This window comes from Aeromonas sp. QDB68 (assembly GCF_027707405.1).
GTDB lineage: Bacteria > Pseudomonadota > Gammaproteobacteria > Enterobacterales > Aeromonadaceae > Aeromonas > Aeromonas caviae.
Genome location: NZ_JAPCIQ010000094.1, coordinates 1 through 13,821 on the forward strand (window position 1 = coordinate 1; position 13,821 = coordinate 13,821).

The window sequence follows — 13,821 nt, forward strand, 5'->3', positions numbered from 1 at the left end:
ATGGCTCATGATGTCCCTCTGGGATGCGCTCCGGATGAACATGATGATCTCATATCAGGAACTTGTTCGCACCTTCCTTAACCTAGCAGACGGGCCCGCCTTGGAGACAAGGCTGATCAGCTCTGGATCCATTGGCCGAGCCCCAACAGTAAGAAAATCTGGAACCTGTGATGGGTTCCGGATTTTTTTACGTCTTGTAAGCGATTTGAACGATGTCATTGCGACATCGGATGAACCACTGGCTTGGTTGAAGGTCTTTACCGAGCATATTCTCGGTAAATTAATCAGCGCATCCGCGGCTCTTTTTCCTAAAACCAAGCGTTGTTTCCTAAGTCAGAGAACCAGCTCCCGGACTGAGTTCACGCCTTCTGTGATCTAGTATTCGGAACACCTATTTAGCATTGATTTTCAATATGCTGCAACCTGAACCTTGATGGATATCGATCTGACGGTAATTTTTTATACATTCTACATTTAGAAGATCTTCAGGCATGGCGTGACTTAATATACCAATGGTTGCGCAACTGTTTGCAGCCAATCCTGCCTTAATACCTGCCGGCGCATCTTCAAACACTATACAGTCTCTGATATCAAGACCAAGCTCATTGGCCCCCAATAAATATGGCTCAGGATTAGGCTTTCCATAGGTGATTCTTTCTGCAGTGATAAATATATCAGGTTGCCGTATACCACTTGCTTTCAGGCGGGCTTCTGCTACAGGTATTGTACCTGAAGTAACTATGGCCCAAGGTATTCCAAACCCATCAAGCATGTTCAATAAATCAATGGCCCCATCAATCGGCACCACACCATCTGTATCTTTGGTTTCTTCATTCTGCAACCACACAATCTCCGCATCGATATGCTCCTGCGTTTTGCCGCTAAGTAACTCATTAATTGATTCACTTGCAGGACGACCATGAATGACACTAAGAACGTACTCAACATTCAACTGATTACGCTTAGCAAGCATAGTCCACGCTCGATTAACCGCTGACGTAGAATCAACCAGTGTTCCATCTAAATCAAACAAACAGCCTTTAAAATAAATTCTCTTCTGCACAGAATATCCTTAGTTTAAATTTAAGTTGAACTACCGCATAGCAGCATATGACAATGAAACTCGCCTATACCATGATAACTTCAACTCCTGCTTTTTCCAGTATCTAGCGGTCATGGGTACTGATCCCGCAGTCGGTAATCAATACATCTAACCGGTTTATTGGCAGAACAACATTGAAACCATTACGGCCAAATTTGCTGGAGTCGACACCGCAACAACCTTTTGTGTTGCCTTGTGGCCAGATACTTTTTCCTGGACGTGCGGCATCCAGTCAGTGCCTAGCTACGGATTTAGGTCGATATCTACTTCATCCTCGTCGAACACAGGTCGCTCTTGGCTGCACACAATTGACTCAAATCTCGACTTGAAGCAGCGCATCCCACCGGCGATGTTGATCAAATCAGAGGGGGGACAGCCTGTCCCCAGGCGGTTCGCCTCGCTTAATTGATGGGCTGCCGAACAGGCATACCAAGGCCAATGACCTTGTTCATGACTTTGACTCCGGCCAGGATTTCCCCCACTTGGGCGTTGTAATCCCGCAGGCTCAGTTTCGGTCCGATGAGCTGCTTGAAGCGATACATGGCGGTTTCGGCCTTCGAACGCTGATGATAGCCGGAGTCCTTTTTCCATTGTTCCAGCTCACCGGCTTTCAGCGCTTTGACGGCTTCGTTGCGGGGATGACCTTCCTCCCACAGCGCGGCGTTCTTTCTCGGCGGGATGGTGGCCTTGGCTCCCTTCTTCTTCAGCAGGGCGTGACACTCTTTGGTGTCATAAGCGCCGTCGGCACTGATTTGTTCGATCTTGCGCCGCAAGGGATTGAGCAATGTCGGCAGCACCTCGTTATCGGCCACCGTGTCGAGGCTGACTTCGGCCGCGACGATGGCATGGCTGGCAGCATCCACGGCCAGATGGAGTTTGCGCCAAAGGCGCCGTTTCTCCTTGCCGTGCTTGTGAATTTTCCATTCGCCTTCGCCGTAGACCTTGAGGCCGGTGGCATCAATCACCAAGTGAGCAACCGGGCCTTGGCTGGGCAGGCGGTACTTGATCTCTACCGTCTTGGCGCGCTTGCTGATGCAACTGTAGTCCGGCGACTGCAAGGGAACCTGCATCAGTTTGAACAGCGAGTTAATGAACCCCTCCAAGGCGCGCAGTGGCAGCTTGAACACGCCCTTGAGCATCAGCGCGGTCTCGATGGCGCTATCGCTGTAGTGAAAGCCACGTCCCCGGCGGCCATGATGGGTCTGGCAATGCCAGTGCTTGATGGCTTGCTCAGTCATCCAGATGGTTAGCGAACCGCGTTGCACCAAGGCTTGGTTGTACTGTTTCCAGTTACTGATCTTGTGCTTGGACTTGCCCATCTGACGCTCCCTGCAGTTGACCTAAGAGATCAGATCACCGAGTGGCCGGATAGTTCCCGGATTTAGGAAACAACGCCCATCCCACCTGCCGTTTTTCCTCACCAGTGATGCCGGTATTTCTCGGCGCTCATCTCGCCCAGATCCCACTGCATTAGCCACTGCAATTGTCGCTCGGCTTGGTGTGGATCTAGGAAGCGGCCACGCGGCAGGCGCTGCAACAGCATGAAATAGAAATGGGAAAGTGTCATATGGATCATAGTGGTGTCTCCGCGTGCTGGTTGTTTACTTGATTGCCTGGATAGTGTGGGCAATATTAGGGATATTAAAAATTGCTTAAAATCCACCAGAAGATCTCCCCTTATGCAACAGCGTCTGGAACAACACTACCTGCGTCTGCTCAGGCGCTTCGACCTGCAGGCGGCGGACACCACCCTGCAGAGCCTGGCCGAGACCCTGTTCTGCACCCGGCGGCATGTACGCGTCCTGCTTAACCAGATGAGCCAGGCCGGCTGGCTCGCCTGGCAGGGTGAGGCGGGACGTGGTCGCCATTCCCGGCTACAGCTGCTGGTCAGCGAGGCCCAGCTGGATCAGGCCCGGGCCAGCACCCTACTGGAGGCAGGCGAGCTGGACGCCGCCGTCCAGGCCCTGGGCGCCGATCCGCGCCAGCTGGCCGCGCTCATCCGCTCCCAGCTGGGCCAGCACAGCCACAATGATCGCCAGCTGCTGCGGGTGCCCTATTACCGGCCACTGGTGGATCTGCATCCCCAGCACGCCAACCGCCGGACCGAAATCCACCTGCTGCGGCAGATCTTCAACGGCTTGACCCGCATAAATGAGGATAATGGGGAACTGGAGCCGGATCTGGCGCACCACTGGCACAGCGACAATCAGGCCCACTGGACCTTTTACCTGCGCCCGGCGGTACGCTTTCACCATGGCCGGTTGATGGTCGCCGCCGATGTGGTGGCCAGCCTGCTGGCGCTGCGGCAGCAGCCGCTGTTTGCCCACCTGGCCGCAGTGACGGCACAGGGCGAGCGGACCATTCGCATCGACCTGACGGAGCCGGACTGCCGGCTGCCTTGGCTGCTGGCCCATCACAGTGCCCTGATCCTGCCGGCTGAAGAGGCCATCCGCCCCGAGTTTGCCAGCCTGCCGCTGGGCACGGGCCCGTACCGCGTCAGCCGGCAGGATGCCCTCTGCCTGAAGCTCAGCGCCTTCGACGATTACTTCGGCTACCGCGCCCTGCTCGATGAGGTGGAGATCTGGCAGTTGCCGGAGCTGGGTGCGGGCACCGCGCAGGGCTCCCTCCAGATTTGCAGCCTCAAGCTGGAGCCGGCACAGGGGCTGAGGCCCGATGCTGAGCCCTCGGAACGGGAGCGGGAGCTGGAGCAGGGGGGCTACTTTCTGCTCTGTGATCCCCGCTCGCGCCACTGGGGCAACCCGGCGCGGCGGCGTTGGCTGCAGCAGTGTTGCTCGCCGTTTCAGATCCTGGCCAGGGTGGACAGCCCGGCCAGCCGGTTCTGGAGTCCGGCCGCCAGCCTGCTGACCGGCTGGCATCATCTCGATGACAGCCCCGGCGAACCACTGCCGGAAACGACCCTGGTGCTCTGCTATTACGCCGATCAACCGGAATACCCGCTGCTGGCCGGGGTGATGGGCGAGTTGCTGGCCGAGCAGTGCATACGGCTGGAGTGCCGCTGTGTGTCCTACGCGGACTGGTGCCGGGGCGAGGTGGAGGCGGATCTGTGGCTGGGATCCATGAACCTGGGCAAGCCGGCGGACTTCACCCTGATGACCTGGCTGCTGGGGTTGCCGCTGCTGCGCCGGGTGATGGCGGCGGACGATGCCGACGAGCTGTTGCGGGTGCAAGCGCACTGGCGGCAGGGAGAGCGGGTGCTTGAGCCCTGGCTGGCCCGGCGCATCGGGCAGGGGTGGTTGCAGCCGTTATTCCACCACTGGCTGCGCCTGCAACGGCCGCTGGGGGCCCAGGGCGTCAGACTCAACGCCCTTGGTTGGTTCGATTTCAAGTCTGCTTGGCTGGCACCGGCACCAGACCCAGAATAATAAACGTCATGGCCGACGGCCGGCCTTATCTTGCCCGTTCACCGGTTTTCGAATAGCTCACAGGGCTTCGAGCGGCTCTCCGTCAAGCTGCGCCTTCTCTTTGCTGGCGACACCGGCCTCGCTGCTGCAGGTACTGGAAGGGCAGTTTTCCCGCGCAGACAGCAGACAATTGCTGGATGAAGATAAACACTTCAAGGGGTTGTTTCCCAAAGACGGGAACTGTCCAGCCACTCGGTGATCCGATGCCCATTACACTACCGACATCCAGCTATGAAACCAACGCAGTTTCATACCGGGCGAAATACCCAAGAACTGCAAGTCGACCCTCGCCAACGCTGGCGCTAAGCAGAAATCCGGAACACATCCAACCGCTCTGCGTCAGTCATGCATTCGGCCCATGGCGTGGCTTGCACGCAGCACCTCCGGTATTGCCACACCAGTCACGGCACACCTTACCGACCCAACAGAGGGCAGCATCGACGTCAAAGGCGCGCCGCCCGTAGCCTTCCTCGAGAAGCGCTTCCGGAAGGTACTCATCATACTTTTCGATCTCTTTTTCTGGCACCAATGCAGCCAGTTCGGTCGCGGAGGGAAGTTGGCCATCTAGCAAAGACAGTAAGTCATTACGCACCTGCTTAGCATCGGCCTTTTCTATCTCAATGACACCAGCAAAGGCGCAGGCCTGATAGCCCTGCCGGGTGAGCAGAGCCACCAATGTGTTCACCACCTTGTCGCCAAGCCATGGAAACACGTAAACATACTGCCCTTGCTGAACCACTGGCTCGCTATCAATATTCAGGTCATTGAATAAACCCAGTCCCTCGGCAAACAGATCCCTAGCCATGTCATCCAAGAAATCCATCTTGCTCCCCCCTGCGGCGATTCGATAATCGCCGTCACGGTAGATACTGAACATCTCCTGGCGCACCACGTCATGGATGCCCATCCCGGAACCGCCAAACTTGGGTGGCTCGCCGCCTTTAGCTCGTTCGACGTTAATCACCTTCTTGTCTGTATCTATGTCGACAACTTTCCAGCGCTTGCCGCCAAAGACGATGTGTTGGTCAACCAGAATCATCGTGTCGATCGGCAGCGTGCCCAGCGTCTTACCGCTGGCAACAACGCGAAATTCCTCGGGAGTTTTGAATACCGCGTAAAAGGTATAGTGGCTCACCAGCCGCTCCCCCTGAAGCCCTAACACCAACTCGCCGCTGGACAACTGGGTCAGGAGTTCATCCTTGCCCATCTGGGTCAGGAGCTGTTTGAAGTGATCAACTGTGACTTGCTGAAAAGGGCCGGTCTGGCAAAGCGTTCGATACAACTGATTAGCACGAACGCCGCCCCACTGAGCTGTTACCGCTAGCACCTGATGCAACAGGGTTGAGAAATGAAACTGCTCTGTGTCTGCTGGCTCAAACCATTTTCCTGCAACCAGCAATCGGATCATTGCTATGGACTGCAGCAACTCCATCCGTAGCTTATCAACAAGGCTGGAGTTGGGATGTAGCTCATCCTCCGCAATCAGCATGCGTAGGATTGCAGGGCCTCCTCGACGCCCTGACCTCCCCAGACGCTGTCGCAGACTTGAAACCGTATGCGGAGCTGTGACCTGAACCACAGAGTTCACCTTGCCTATATCGATCCCCAATTCCAGAGTCATGGTGCATACCGCCGTCGTGGGTAGCGTCTCTTTTTGTAGGCGCGCCTCGAGGGTTTCTCTGGCTTCCTTGGACAGAGACCCGTGGTGTGGGAAAAACTCATTGGGCACGGCCTGAGCCTCACAAAGATCACTTAGTTTGGCTGCCAGGCTTTCGGTGCGTTTGCGACTGTTGGCAAAGACCAAGTGCGACCCGCCACGGCAAACTCGATACAGCTCCTCACAGATCGCGTCTTCGGCACTGCAGGGTACCTCGTCTCCCGGCTTCGGAGCCTCCAGTATGAGAGGATCCCGGTAACCTTTAACTACCATTTTCAATTCAGCTTCGGAGTGCGTGCTGCAGATCGTGGCACACGATAGCCCTTTATCTGGGCGCAGTGAGGCGGGTACGCTTTCTAGGTTGCCGAGGGTAGCACTTAATGCTGCTCGGGGTATGGGATTGCCGTGCCGGCCAATCAGGTGCTCAAGGCGATTAAGCAGTGACAGCAGGTGCTGGCCGCGTTCGGTACCGATGAACGCATGGAACTCGTCAATCACTATGTACTGCAGCAAGCCGAAAGCCTGCTTGACCCATCCAGGCTCTCTAACCAGCAACGACTCCAGAGATTCAGGAGTAATCAGCAATATGCCGGACGGAGATTTGCGAGCGGCCTTTTTTTTCGACTGAGCGCTATCCCCATGCCAAGGTGTGAGCTTCATATCCAGCATCTCGCACAAGCCTTCGAGTCTTCGATACTGGTCGTTAATTAGCGCCTTGAGGGGGCTGATGTAGAGGATGCCGAAACCACCTGTGGTATCGGCAATGGCTGAACAGGCCGGCAGGAAGAAGGCCTCCGTCTTACCTGCTGCCGTTGATGCACTGATCAGCACATCACAATCACCTGCAAGAATAGGCGGGATTGCCCGTTTCTGTATCTCGCGGAGATCCGACCACCCCTGTTTAAAGATCCACTTCTGAACCAAGGGGTGAAGCTGGTGGTAGACCGCGTTCATAGCGTGAAATTAGCTAGATCACCGTCCGCCCCATCGGAACCCTCTTCGGCTTCCTCAAAGTCGCTCGGCAGGTCCTTTTCGATCTCAACGGTACCGACCAAACCATTCCAGTCCAATTGAGGGTTTTGCTCCAGCAGCGACAGCATATCCAAAAAGGCCTTGATGGTATTACGAGGCGTTCGGAAGTAAGCGTCGCCGATTGTCAGGCTGCAATGCTGGAGGAATGCATGTAGCGCCTCATCGGGCACTAGGTAAGCCTCAGGGTCACCGCTAGCAAACACATGCCGCAAGTTCTTCAGCAATATGTATAACTCTTCGGGGGTCAGGTTATTCAGGTGCAGTGATGGCGAGGAGTAATCCACTAAGCCCGTACGCTGGGCAAAGCTGTTTTCCGCCAAACGGGATTGCAATGCTTCGTAGCTATACAGGCCCTTGCGCGGATCTAGCAAGAATTCAGGAGTCCCACCAAGTAGGAACCCTAAATGCTCGGCGGAGCCCTGCAGGCAGTCGTTCAGAATGCGCAGGATCTGCTCATAATTTGAGGTGCGCGCCTGACTGCTGTTGAGCTTGTATAGGTTCACCATCTCATCGAGGTTGACTAGCAAGCCGCTGTAACCAGCTTGACGAACAAACAGGCTCATCAGCTTCAAAGCATCATAGAACGAGCTATCCGAGATAATCGTCCGCACACCTAGGTCATGACGGGCATCGGTTTTGGTGCTGTACTCAGCGCGCAACCAACGGATCGCGTTACTTTTCAGTGCGTCATTGCCTTGCTCGTGTCCATTCCAATACGCTTCGATCACCTTCGCAAAGTCATAGCCTCCGACCATCTCGGTTAGCTCGGCCAGCTTGTCGTGAATAATCGTTGTCACGCCGACTTCACGCGCGTCGGCGTCCTTGCGGGCCTGGGTGATGAACTTCTCTACCACGCTCGTGAGCGCATTGCCGTCCGGCTTGTTACGCGTTGCCAGATTACGCATCAGCTCAGAGTACAGATTACGGGCCTGGCCGGCCACCGCATGAATGCGACGATCGGGGGAGAGGTCGGCATTGACGGTCACCAGTTTTCTCTCCAGCGCGATAGCTCGCACTACGCTGAGGAAGAAGGTCTTACCCGAGCCGTACTCTCCAATTATCAGGCGAAACGCCGAGCCCCCTTCTACTACACGATCGATATCCTGTAGCAGGGCTCTTATTTCGTTTGAACGCCCAACCTGAATGTGCTGAATGCCAACCTTGGGGGTAACGCCAGATTTCAGCGATTGAATAATGGCGTCTCGCTCTTTGATGCGAATGCGTTTAACTGTCATGGCGCTAACCTGCTTTTAGTTCGTTGGCAATTTCCAGGTCGATATAGATGTCTTCGTCATCGTCAATAACTGGGGCGTCGACCTGCTCGTAAGCCCAGTCATTAATAGTCTCAATTGAGCCATCTAGCATGAGCTTCAATGACTCGCATGCAGCCAGTACATCCTTGCGATCCCAGCGCTCCTTAGTGATCAGCTGCTCGAACAAGGAATTGTGTGCTTGATCCAATCCGCCCGTGTCAGCTGCAATAGGCTCCCCCTCAGCGATGACGTGCTGCTCCTCAGGCGTATCGTCAACAAAGATGGTTCCTAGGAGGCTTTGCACACTCTCGGTCTCAGAAGCATGAAGCGCCAAGAGCTCATCATTAAGAGCGAAGCCTGGTTTCTGTGTTGTCGTCTTACTGGTGGGGGTTGCAGACGCAGGTGCACCCTTGCTGGAGGTGAACTTGTGTACATCCGCCGTAACCTGCGTTTTATCAAAGCCCAGAGCGGTATAGAGTTTCTCAAGCTGCTTGATCTCGTCAGGAGTCACCTTGCCATCAGCAAAAGCAACTCTCACGAGAATGTGTCGCACGACATCTTTCTCAGCATCTCCAAGAGCGCCGACTCTTTCCTTCAGGCCTGTCATGTTGGCTGGAGTATTCAAGCGCCAGTGCAGATAGGCGTGTAGTGAGCGTTTTTCGATTGGAGACAAGTGCGTGTCATGATCGATCAGAATTTGGAGCGTGTTTAGCTCAGCGCTATCTACATGGCTGTCGACAGCCGCAACCATTGCCCCAAGGCGGAGCGTCATGCTCGTCTCATTAAAGGCTTGGGATGGCTCAAAGTTCGGCCCATGCCCCTCTGGAAACAGCACTATGTCGCCATCAACAGCGGGCTTTGCATGGTGATAGCGAGGATCTGGGGCAACACCAAAGCCTGCTTTAGCTTCCAGTGTCGTTATGAGTTCCATTTCTTTTTTGTTGAAACGTTCAGGCGGCTCTAAGCCTATCTGCCTCCAAAGGTCAGCCAAGCGAACCAAGCCTTTTGATGGCCCCGCGAGTTGTTCGTCAACCCAGCTCTTAAACCGTTTTAGGACCGGATGTGTTTGGACGCTAAGGAGGGCGTCTGGCAGCAGAAGCATCGCTTCGATATCGTCAGCTGACGCTCCCTTCTTACCGAGATAGCGACTGTAAGCAGACAGCAATTCGGTGGACGTATCTGCAATCGCGATCATTTTCTTGACTGGTGCTTTCAGAACACTGGGGTCGGGCAGGCCTGGCTGCTCCAGCGAAAATCCGCGCAGGCTTGCGCTGGCGGGATAGTAGTGGAGAGTCAATCGCGTTTTGTTCGATTTGACAATCATGCCGTCCCCAAACTGATCGGCATACTGTAGCTTAAATAGGGTGGCAAACTGCTCAGCGCATCGGCGCGCGGGTGTCCGAAGCGTGTACTCCTGACTGTTCTTGATCCATGTCAGTGCAAGATGAGCAGGTATCGGTTCGCCCTTGGATACCCGAGTAGCCAGTTGGTAGCGAAACAGCAATGAGTCATGATGCTGCTCGTCCTGTTCCTCAAACGCAACCACGCCAGGCCGCATGAGAGCCATCAGCTCCATTAGACGGAGCGAGTAGCCGGCAAAGGACCTGTTCGACCCATAAATTGACCGCAGCCGCTGGAGTTCCTGGTATATCGATTTGAATTCTGCGTCTGTAACCCCCCCTTCCTTGGAATCAACGAGGATGCGCCGCTCTAGTCCGTAGAAATAGATAAATACATAGCCTAACGGTACATTGGGGTTCTCGCGCTCGCTTGCTAACCATGTCAGATACGCACCCCGCGAAGACTCAGAGAGGCGATTGAACGAAGGCCAGTAGCCCAGCGTTTCATCTTGATATAGCATGTCTGTGTCACGGTAGATCGGAAGACTGGAATCGACTAATGATGCTTCGACACCATATCCATCCAGATCCGGCAAACGACCGCCGAAGTAAAAAAAACCTCCGCAAATTTCATGCCCGGCCACAGATATGAGCTCTCCAGGGGTGATCCAGCACCCTTTGGTTTTGTTGTTGCTTTTGGTTTCTTGTCCGCCGTAAGACGTTGAGACAGATATAGTGAAGGTGGCCAACTCATCGTCATCAGGCTCGCTTCGCACTTGCACATCCCTTTTATTCAGCACTTCTTCGTTGCGTGGTTCCTGGCTCTGTTTATTGGGTGGCGTCTTCTTGTTGGCTCTACTGAACAAGGCGTAACAACCCCAGACAACAAAGATGATGATGATCAATTCCATTTGATTCGCCTTTACTTGTGCTGTGGAAGTACCTGATGTTCTTATTTTTTTGTCCAATGATAGGCTCAATATCATGGGATAGAAAGTGACAACGCCTCGGCTCGGCCTGTTGAAACAGGGGGTGCACGGCGTCCTCCGACAGAAAAGCCATTACAGTACTCCTTATTCTTCAACGGACTCCACGTCCGGTGCTGCTGCTTGCTTATCGTTGCCTTCCGGAAGCCTAGAGATAGGGTTCGCTGAGTTCCACCATGTATTGAAGGTGAGCCTTAATGCCAGCCACCACGCATAAATAGCGAAGGGTGAGTTGCATCCATCCTCGTCGAGCAGCCCATGGGCCAACTCGTTACGCAAATTGGGGCCGAAGGCATTACAGAACAGCGACTCGAGCTCAAAGGCGAGATCCTTGCCGAATACCTGTTTGGCCTCTGGCAAGTCCAGCAATGTGCTCATTCCGTTTTCGTTCTGGATACCATCTTTGTCGAGGTTCGTGGTCTTGGCTCCTGCCTGCTTGAGATGCTCGCGCACCAAGTGCTCGATCTGCGGAATCAGCAAATGCAGCGCTGTAACGAAATCACGCTCGTAACCGGCAAACAGTGCCTTACCGAAAAGACCAGCCCGCTCTTTGGGCACGATGGGTGAGTGGCGGGCCAATTCGATGAAATCGGCCTCCCGCAACCGATGTTCAAGCAAAAGCACTTCCAAGGCTGGCCAGATGTCGCCTTGCACCACAATACTAACCAGGATGCCGTAGTCACGGATCATCTCAGCGCGGATCGCAATTTCGTCGTCTGCCGTCAGTTCTTCTCCGCCAAGGCTCATCGCAGGGCGCTTGGCAATGACCCGCCCATCACGACTCATCACGGTCGCAGAAAACAGTGATTGCAAGGGATACTGACGCATTCTTTCCTGCGCTCTATTGCGCAGTTCTTCTGCGTTGACACCACGATGCAGATTCGCAAATGCGAGCAATGCATGTTGTGCAGATTTTCCGGTGACGGACTTCCTCGCGTTTTCGACGAGCTGGGTGATATCGACACCGGACGTTTGAATGAGTCTCATCTCTCCCAGAGCTCTCTCTCCAGAATCGTTCAAGTGGGCTCGCAACTCGGCAATTCGCTCATCAACCTGATGCGTAGAGCGCTCGGCTCTGGGAACCGTTCGGTACGTCTGGATGGCATTCTCGTAAAAGCTCGCGGCCACCATGTGACTCAGGCTTTCCGATGTGGAGCGTGCAACGGCTTCTTTTACCCAACCTTCGGCGACCGCCACCGTCATTTCTGCCGCTTTGACCTCGTCAGGAATGGCCTTATGCCATTCGGTAGCAACAGAAAAATACTCCCGCGCCCTATGCAGATCACCTTCACAATCAAATTCGCGGGCCAAAACTTCTAGCTTCCTTGCCACATCGGCTCGGTTCGCCCGCCCCAAACCATTCGACTTCAGAAGGTCGGCAAGCCAAAGCCCAAGGAAACCGTCGTCCCGGGTCGCTGCGTTAAAAGCAGTGACAATTGACGCCTCCATTTGCTGGAGCCTATCTCCAGCACCACTTTTGAGCATCCGCGCCAGACTGATGGCACGTGGCCAACAGTCACGCCCTCCATGTATCCAGGTATCTGTGTCTAGTGGAAGGCAGCGGTAGGCGTCGATGGCCTTTAGAGCGAATGAAGTGTTACGAGGCTTGCCCTTCAACCAGACCAAATCGCTGAGTCGCGCCTTCAGCCAGTCGTCGTTCACCAGATCGACGATCGCGGCAAAGAACAGAATGTCGGAATCAGGCATGTCATCCGGGATGACCGACCGGCGGTCATGGAAAACAGCAAAAGGCTTAAAGGGTTCATTCGGGCTCGACGGTGAAAGCATCATAGAACAGGCATCTGCAAGCAGCCATAAGACCTTGCCGTGTTCAATTCGCCCTTGCTCAATGGTACTGCGCGCAGCAGCCGACAGTGCCTGCCACATCGACGAATATCCTTCGCGGGTAGCTTGGGCAATCGCATCCTTCCAGCCTGACGCCGTAAAGTCCTGAACTGAAATAGCCAATTCCAGCGGATAGCGTTCGTTGTTCATTAGTCGCCACCTTTGATCGACGCAACATTGAAAAGTTCAGCCTCGAAGCCGAGGTTCCCACCGTTGCCGTTCTTGCTGGTGACGTTGTGTGCCATCTTGTTCTTATCCTTTGGGTGATACCTTCGCTAATGGGGCTTGATACCCCGGAGCGAGCTTCGCATTCTCTACTCCGTACAGCGCCAGCGGTTCGCTGAGCCACAAGCGGAACTGTTCTTCTTTGAGGCTGTGATCGGGCGAGCAGTCCACGCTCCAGCGCAGCAACATATAGCCCGCCACCGCCGCGCGTACGCGCATCCGGATTGAGCCATCATTCATCCCATAGTCCATCCGGATGATCTCGGGTCGAGCCAGACGTGGATGGGGAACGAGTTCCAGCTCGACCATACGCGTCCACTGAATGTCGTTGACCTGGCTCTCGTTGGCCTTGGGTTCTTTCGCCGAGCAAGGTTGGCGCTTCTATGCGTGTGACTACGAAGTCGCGGAACTCGCTGCTCTTCCGATCAAAGGCTCGGATATGCCACCGTAAGCCGGTGTCTACCAGGACGAAGGGCACGATGATCCGTTCGGACTCACCCCCGCTCATCGAGTGGTAGCGAATGGCAACTGGTTTTTTGGCGTGGATTGCACGGCAGATCGGGGCAAGCACATTCATCTTGGGGTTGCTTAGCGCGGTGGGCGATTCGCAACGCCGTTCACCCAATCGCCGAAGCCCAGAGCAGATAGCAAGCACAGGGCAAGGCTCAAATCCTCGACACGCTGAGAGGGCGAGCTAACCATGCGCTCCGACCAAGAGAGAAGAAGGTTTAGCTGTGTATCTCATACGGCACCATAAATATAATCAAATTGATGACATGGTGTGCCGAAATTTGTACAACATCAAGATATTCAGGTCTCAAATGTAGACATAGATCATCTTGTTGTGAGCTCTTTCTATAGGTTTAGATTGACGTCATCCAACTACCTGATTACCCATGACCCTCAGCCAGCTTCAAGAGCCGATATGGCATCGGAGGGCTTGCCACGACTGCATGCCC

General features: G+C 54.7%; 11 protein-coding genes. 2 read left to right on the forward strand and 9 right to left on the reverse strand.

The annotated features are described in order from the left end of the window. Positions 1–379: hypothetical protein (locus PG892_RS18790; RefSeq protein WP_270825690.1), on the forward strand; the 379-nt coding region annotated here is incomplete at its 5' end. Between the two features lie 12 nt (positions 380–391). On the opposite strand, the gene PG892_RS18795 is transcribed toward PG892_RS18790, so the two are convergent. From PG892_RS18795 to PG892_RS18805, 3 genes are all read right to left on the reverse strand, one after another. Next, complete coding sequence (locus PG892_RS18795; protein WP_101618269.1) at positions 392–1,063, reverse strand: HAD-IA family hydrolase; 672 nt, start codon at positions 1,061–1,063, stop codon at positions 392–394. A gap of 440 nt (positions 1,064–1,503) precedes the next feature. Beyond that, positions 1,504–2,421, reverse strand: a complete 918-nt coding sequence (locus PG892_RS18800; RefSeq protein ID WP_104451977.1) for an IS5 family transposase — start codon at positions 2,419–2,421, stop codon at positions 1,504–1,506. 98 nt (positions 2,422–2,519) lie between these two features. After that, complete coding sequence (locus tag PG892_RS18805) at positions 2,520–2,678, reverse strand: hypothetical protein (RefSeq protein WP_158656238.1); 159 nt, start codon at positions 2,676–2,678, stop codon at positions 2,520–2,522. A gap of 103 nt (positions 2,679–2,781) precedes the next feature. Between PG892_RS18805 and sgrR the strand changes: the two genes are divergently transcribed. Then, positions 2,782–4,485 (forward strand): HTH-type transcriptional regulator SgrR, encoded by a 1,704-nt coding sequence (gene sgrR, locus PG892_RS18810; RefSeq protein WP_104452074.1) that lies wholly within the window; start codon positions 2,782–2,784, stop codon positions 4,483–4,485. A gap of 382 nt (positions 4,486–4,867) precedes the next feature. Here sgrR and PG892_RS18815 read toward each other — a convergent pair whose 3' ends face one another. The 6 genes from PG892_RS18815 to PG892_RS22685 all read right to left on the reverse strand — a co-directional run bounded on the left by PG892_RS18815 (position 4,868) and on the right by PG892_RS22685 (position 13,439). Next, positions 4,868–7,135: a DEAD/DEAH box helicase gene (locus PG892_RS18815; protein WP_199770517.1), complete on the reverse strand. Its 2,268-nt coding sequence runs from the start codon at positions 7,133–7,135 to the stop codon at positions 4,868–4,870. Further along, a complete protein-coding gene (locus PG892_RS18820) occupies positions 7,132–8,448 on the reverse strand; it encodes an ATP-binding protein (protein ID WP_104452073.1) in 1,317 nt (438 codons plus the stop codon). The genes PG892_RS18815 and PG892_RS18820 overlap by 4 nt, the downstream gene beginning before the upstream one ends. Positions 8,449–8,452: 4 nt before the next feature. Next, positions 8,453–10,717: a tellurite resistance TerB family protein gene (locus PG892_RS18825; protein ID WP_158656237.1), complete on the reverse strand. Its 2,265-nt coding sequence runs from the start codon at positions 10,715–10,717 to the stop codon at positions 8,453–8,455. A gap of 162 nt (positions 10,718–10,879) precedes the next feature. Beyond that, positions 10,880–12,787 carry a DUF4209 domain-containing protein gene (locus PG892_RS18830; protein WP_104452071.1) on the reverse strand — a complete coding sequence of 636 codons (1,908 nt, stop codon included), beginning with the start codon at positions 12,785–12,787 and terminating at the stop codon, positions 10,880–10,882. Positions 12,788–12,889: 102 nt separating this feature from the next. After that, positions 12,890–13,171, reverse strand: coding sequence for a hypothetical protein (locus PG892_RS18835; RefSeq protein ID WP_223915294.1), 282 nt, complete (start codon positions 13,169–13,171; stop codon positions 12,890–12,892). Then, positions 13,095–13,439, reverse strand: a complete 345-nt coding sequence (locus PG892_RS22685; RefSeq protein WP_223915250.1) for a helix-turn-helix transcriptional regulator — start codon at positions 13,437–13,439, stop codon at positions 13,095–13,097. Before PG892_RS22685 ends, PG892_RS18835 begins: the two co-directional genes overlap by 77 nt. Positions 13,440–13,821: the final 382 nt, after the last annotated feature.

Excerpts from the sequence above, each read along its gene's own strand:
- PG892_RS18815 (WP_199770517.1), bottom strand. The coding sequence starts at position 7,135 with ATGAACGCGGTCTACCACCAGCTTCACCCCTTGGTTCAGAAGTGGATC.
- PG892_RS22685 (WP_223915250.1), bottom strand. The coding sequence starts at position 13,439 with ATGAATGTGCTTGCCCCGATCTGCCGTGCAATCCACGCCAAAAAACCA.
- PG892_RS18825 (WP_158656237.1), bottom strand. The coding sequence starts at position 10,717 with ATGGAATTGATCATCATCATCTTTGTTGTCTGGGGTTGTTACGCCTTG.
- PG892_RS18835 (WP_223915294.1), bottom strand. The coding sequence starts at position 13,171 with ATGGTCGAGCTGGAACTCGTTCCCCATCCACGTCTGGCTCGACCCGAG.
- sgrR (WP_104452074.1), top strand. The coding sequence starts at position 2,782 with ATGCAACAGCGTCTGGAACAACACTACCTGCGTCTGCTCAGGCGCTTC.
- PG892_RS18820 (WP_104452073.1), bottom strand. The coding sequence starts at position 8,448 with ATGACAGTTAAACGCATTCGCATCAAAGAGCGAGACGCCATTATTCAA.
- PG892_RS18805 (WP_158656238.1), bottom strand. The coding sequence starts at position 2,678 with ATGATCCATATGACACTTTCCCATTTCTATTTCATGCTGTTGCAGCGC.
- PG892_RS18830 (WP_104452071.1), bottom strand. The coding sequence starts at position 12,787 with ATGAACAACGAACGCTATCCGCTGGAATTGGCTATTTCAGTTCAGGAC.
- PG892_RS18800 (WP_104451977.1), bottom strand. The coding sequence starts at position 2,421 with ATGGGCAAGTCCAAGCACAAGATCAGTAACTGGAAACAGTACAACCAA.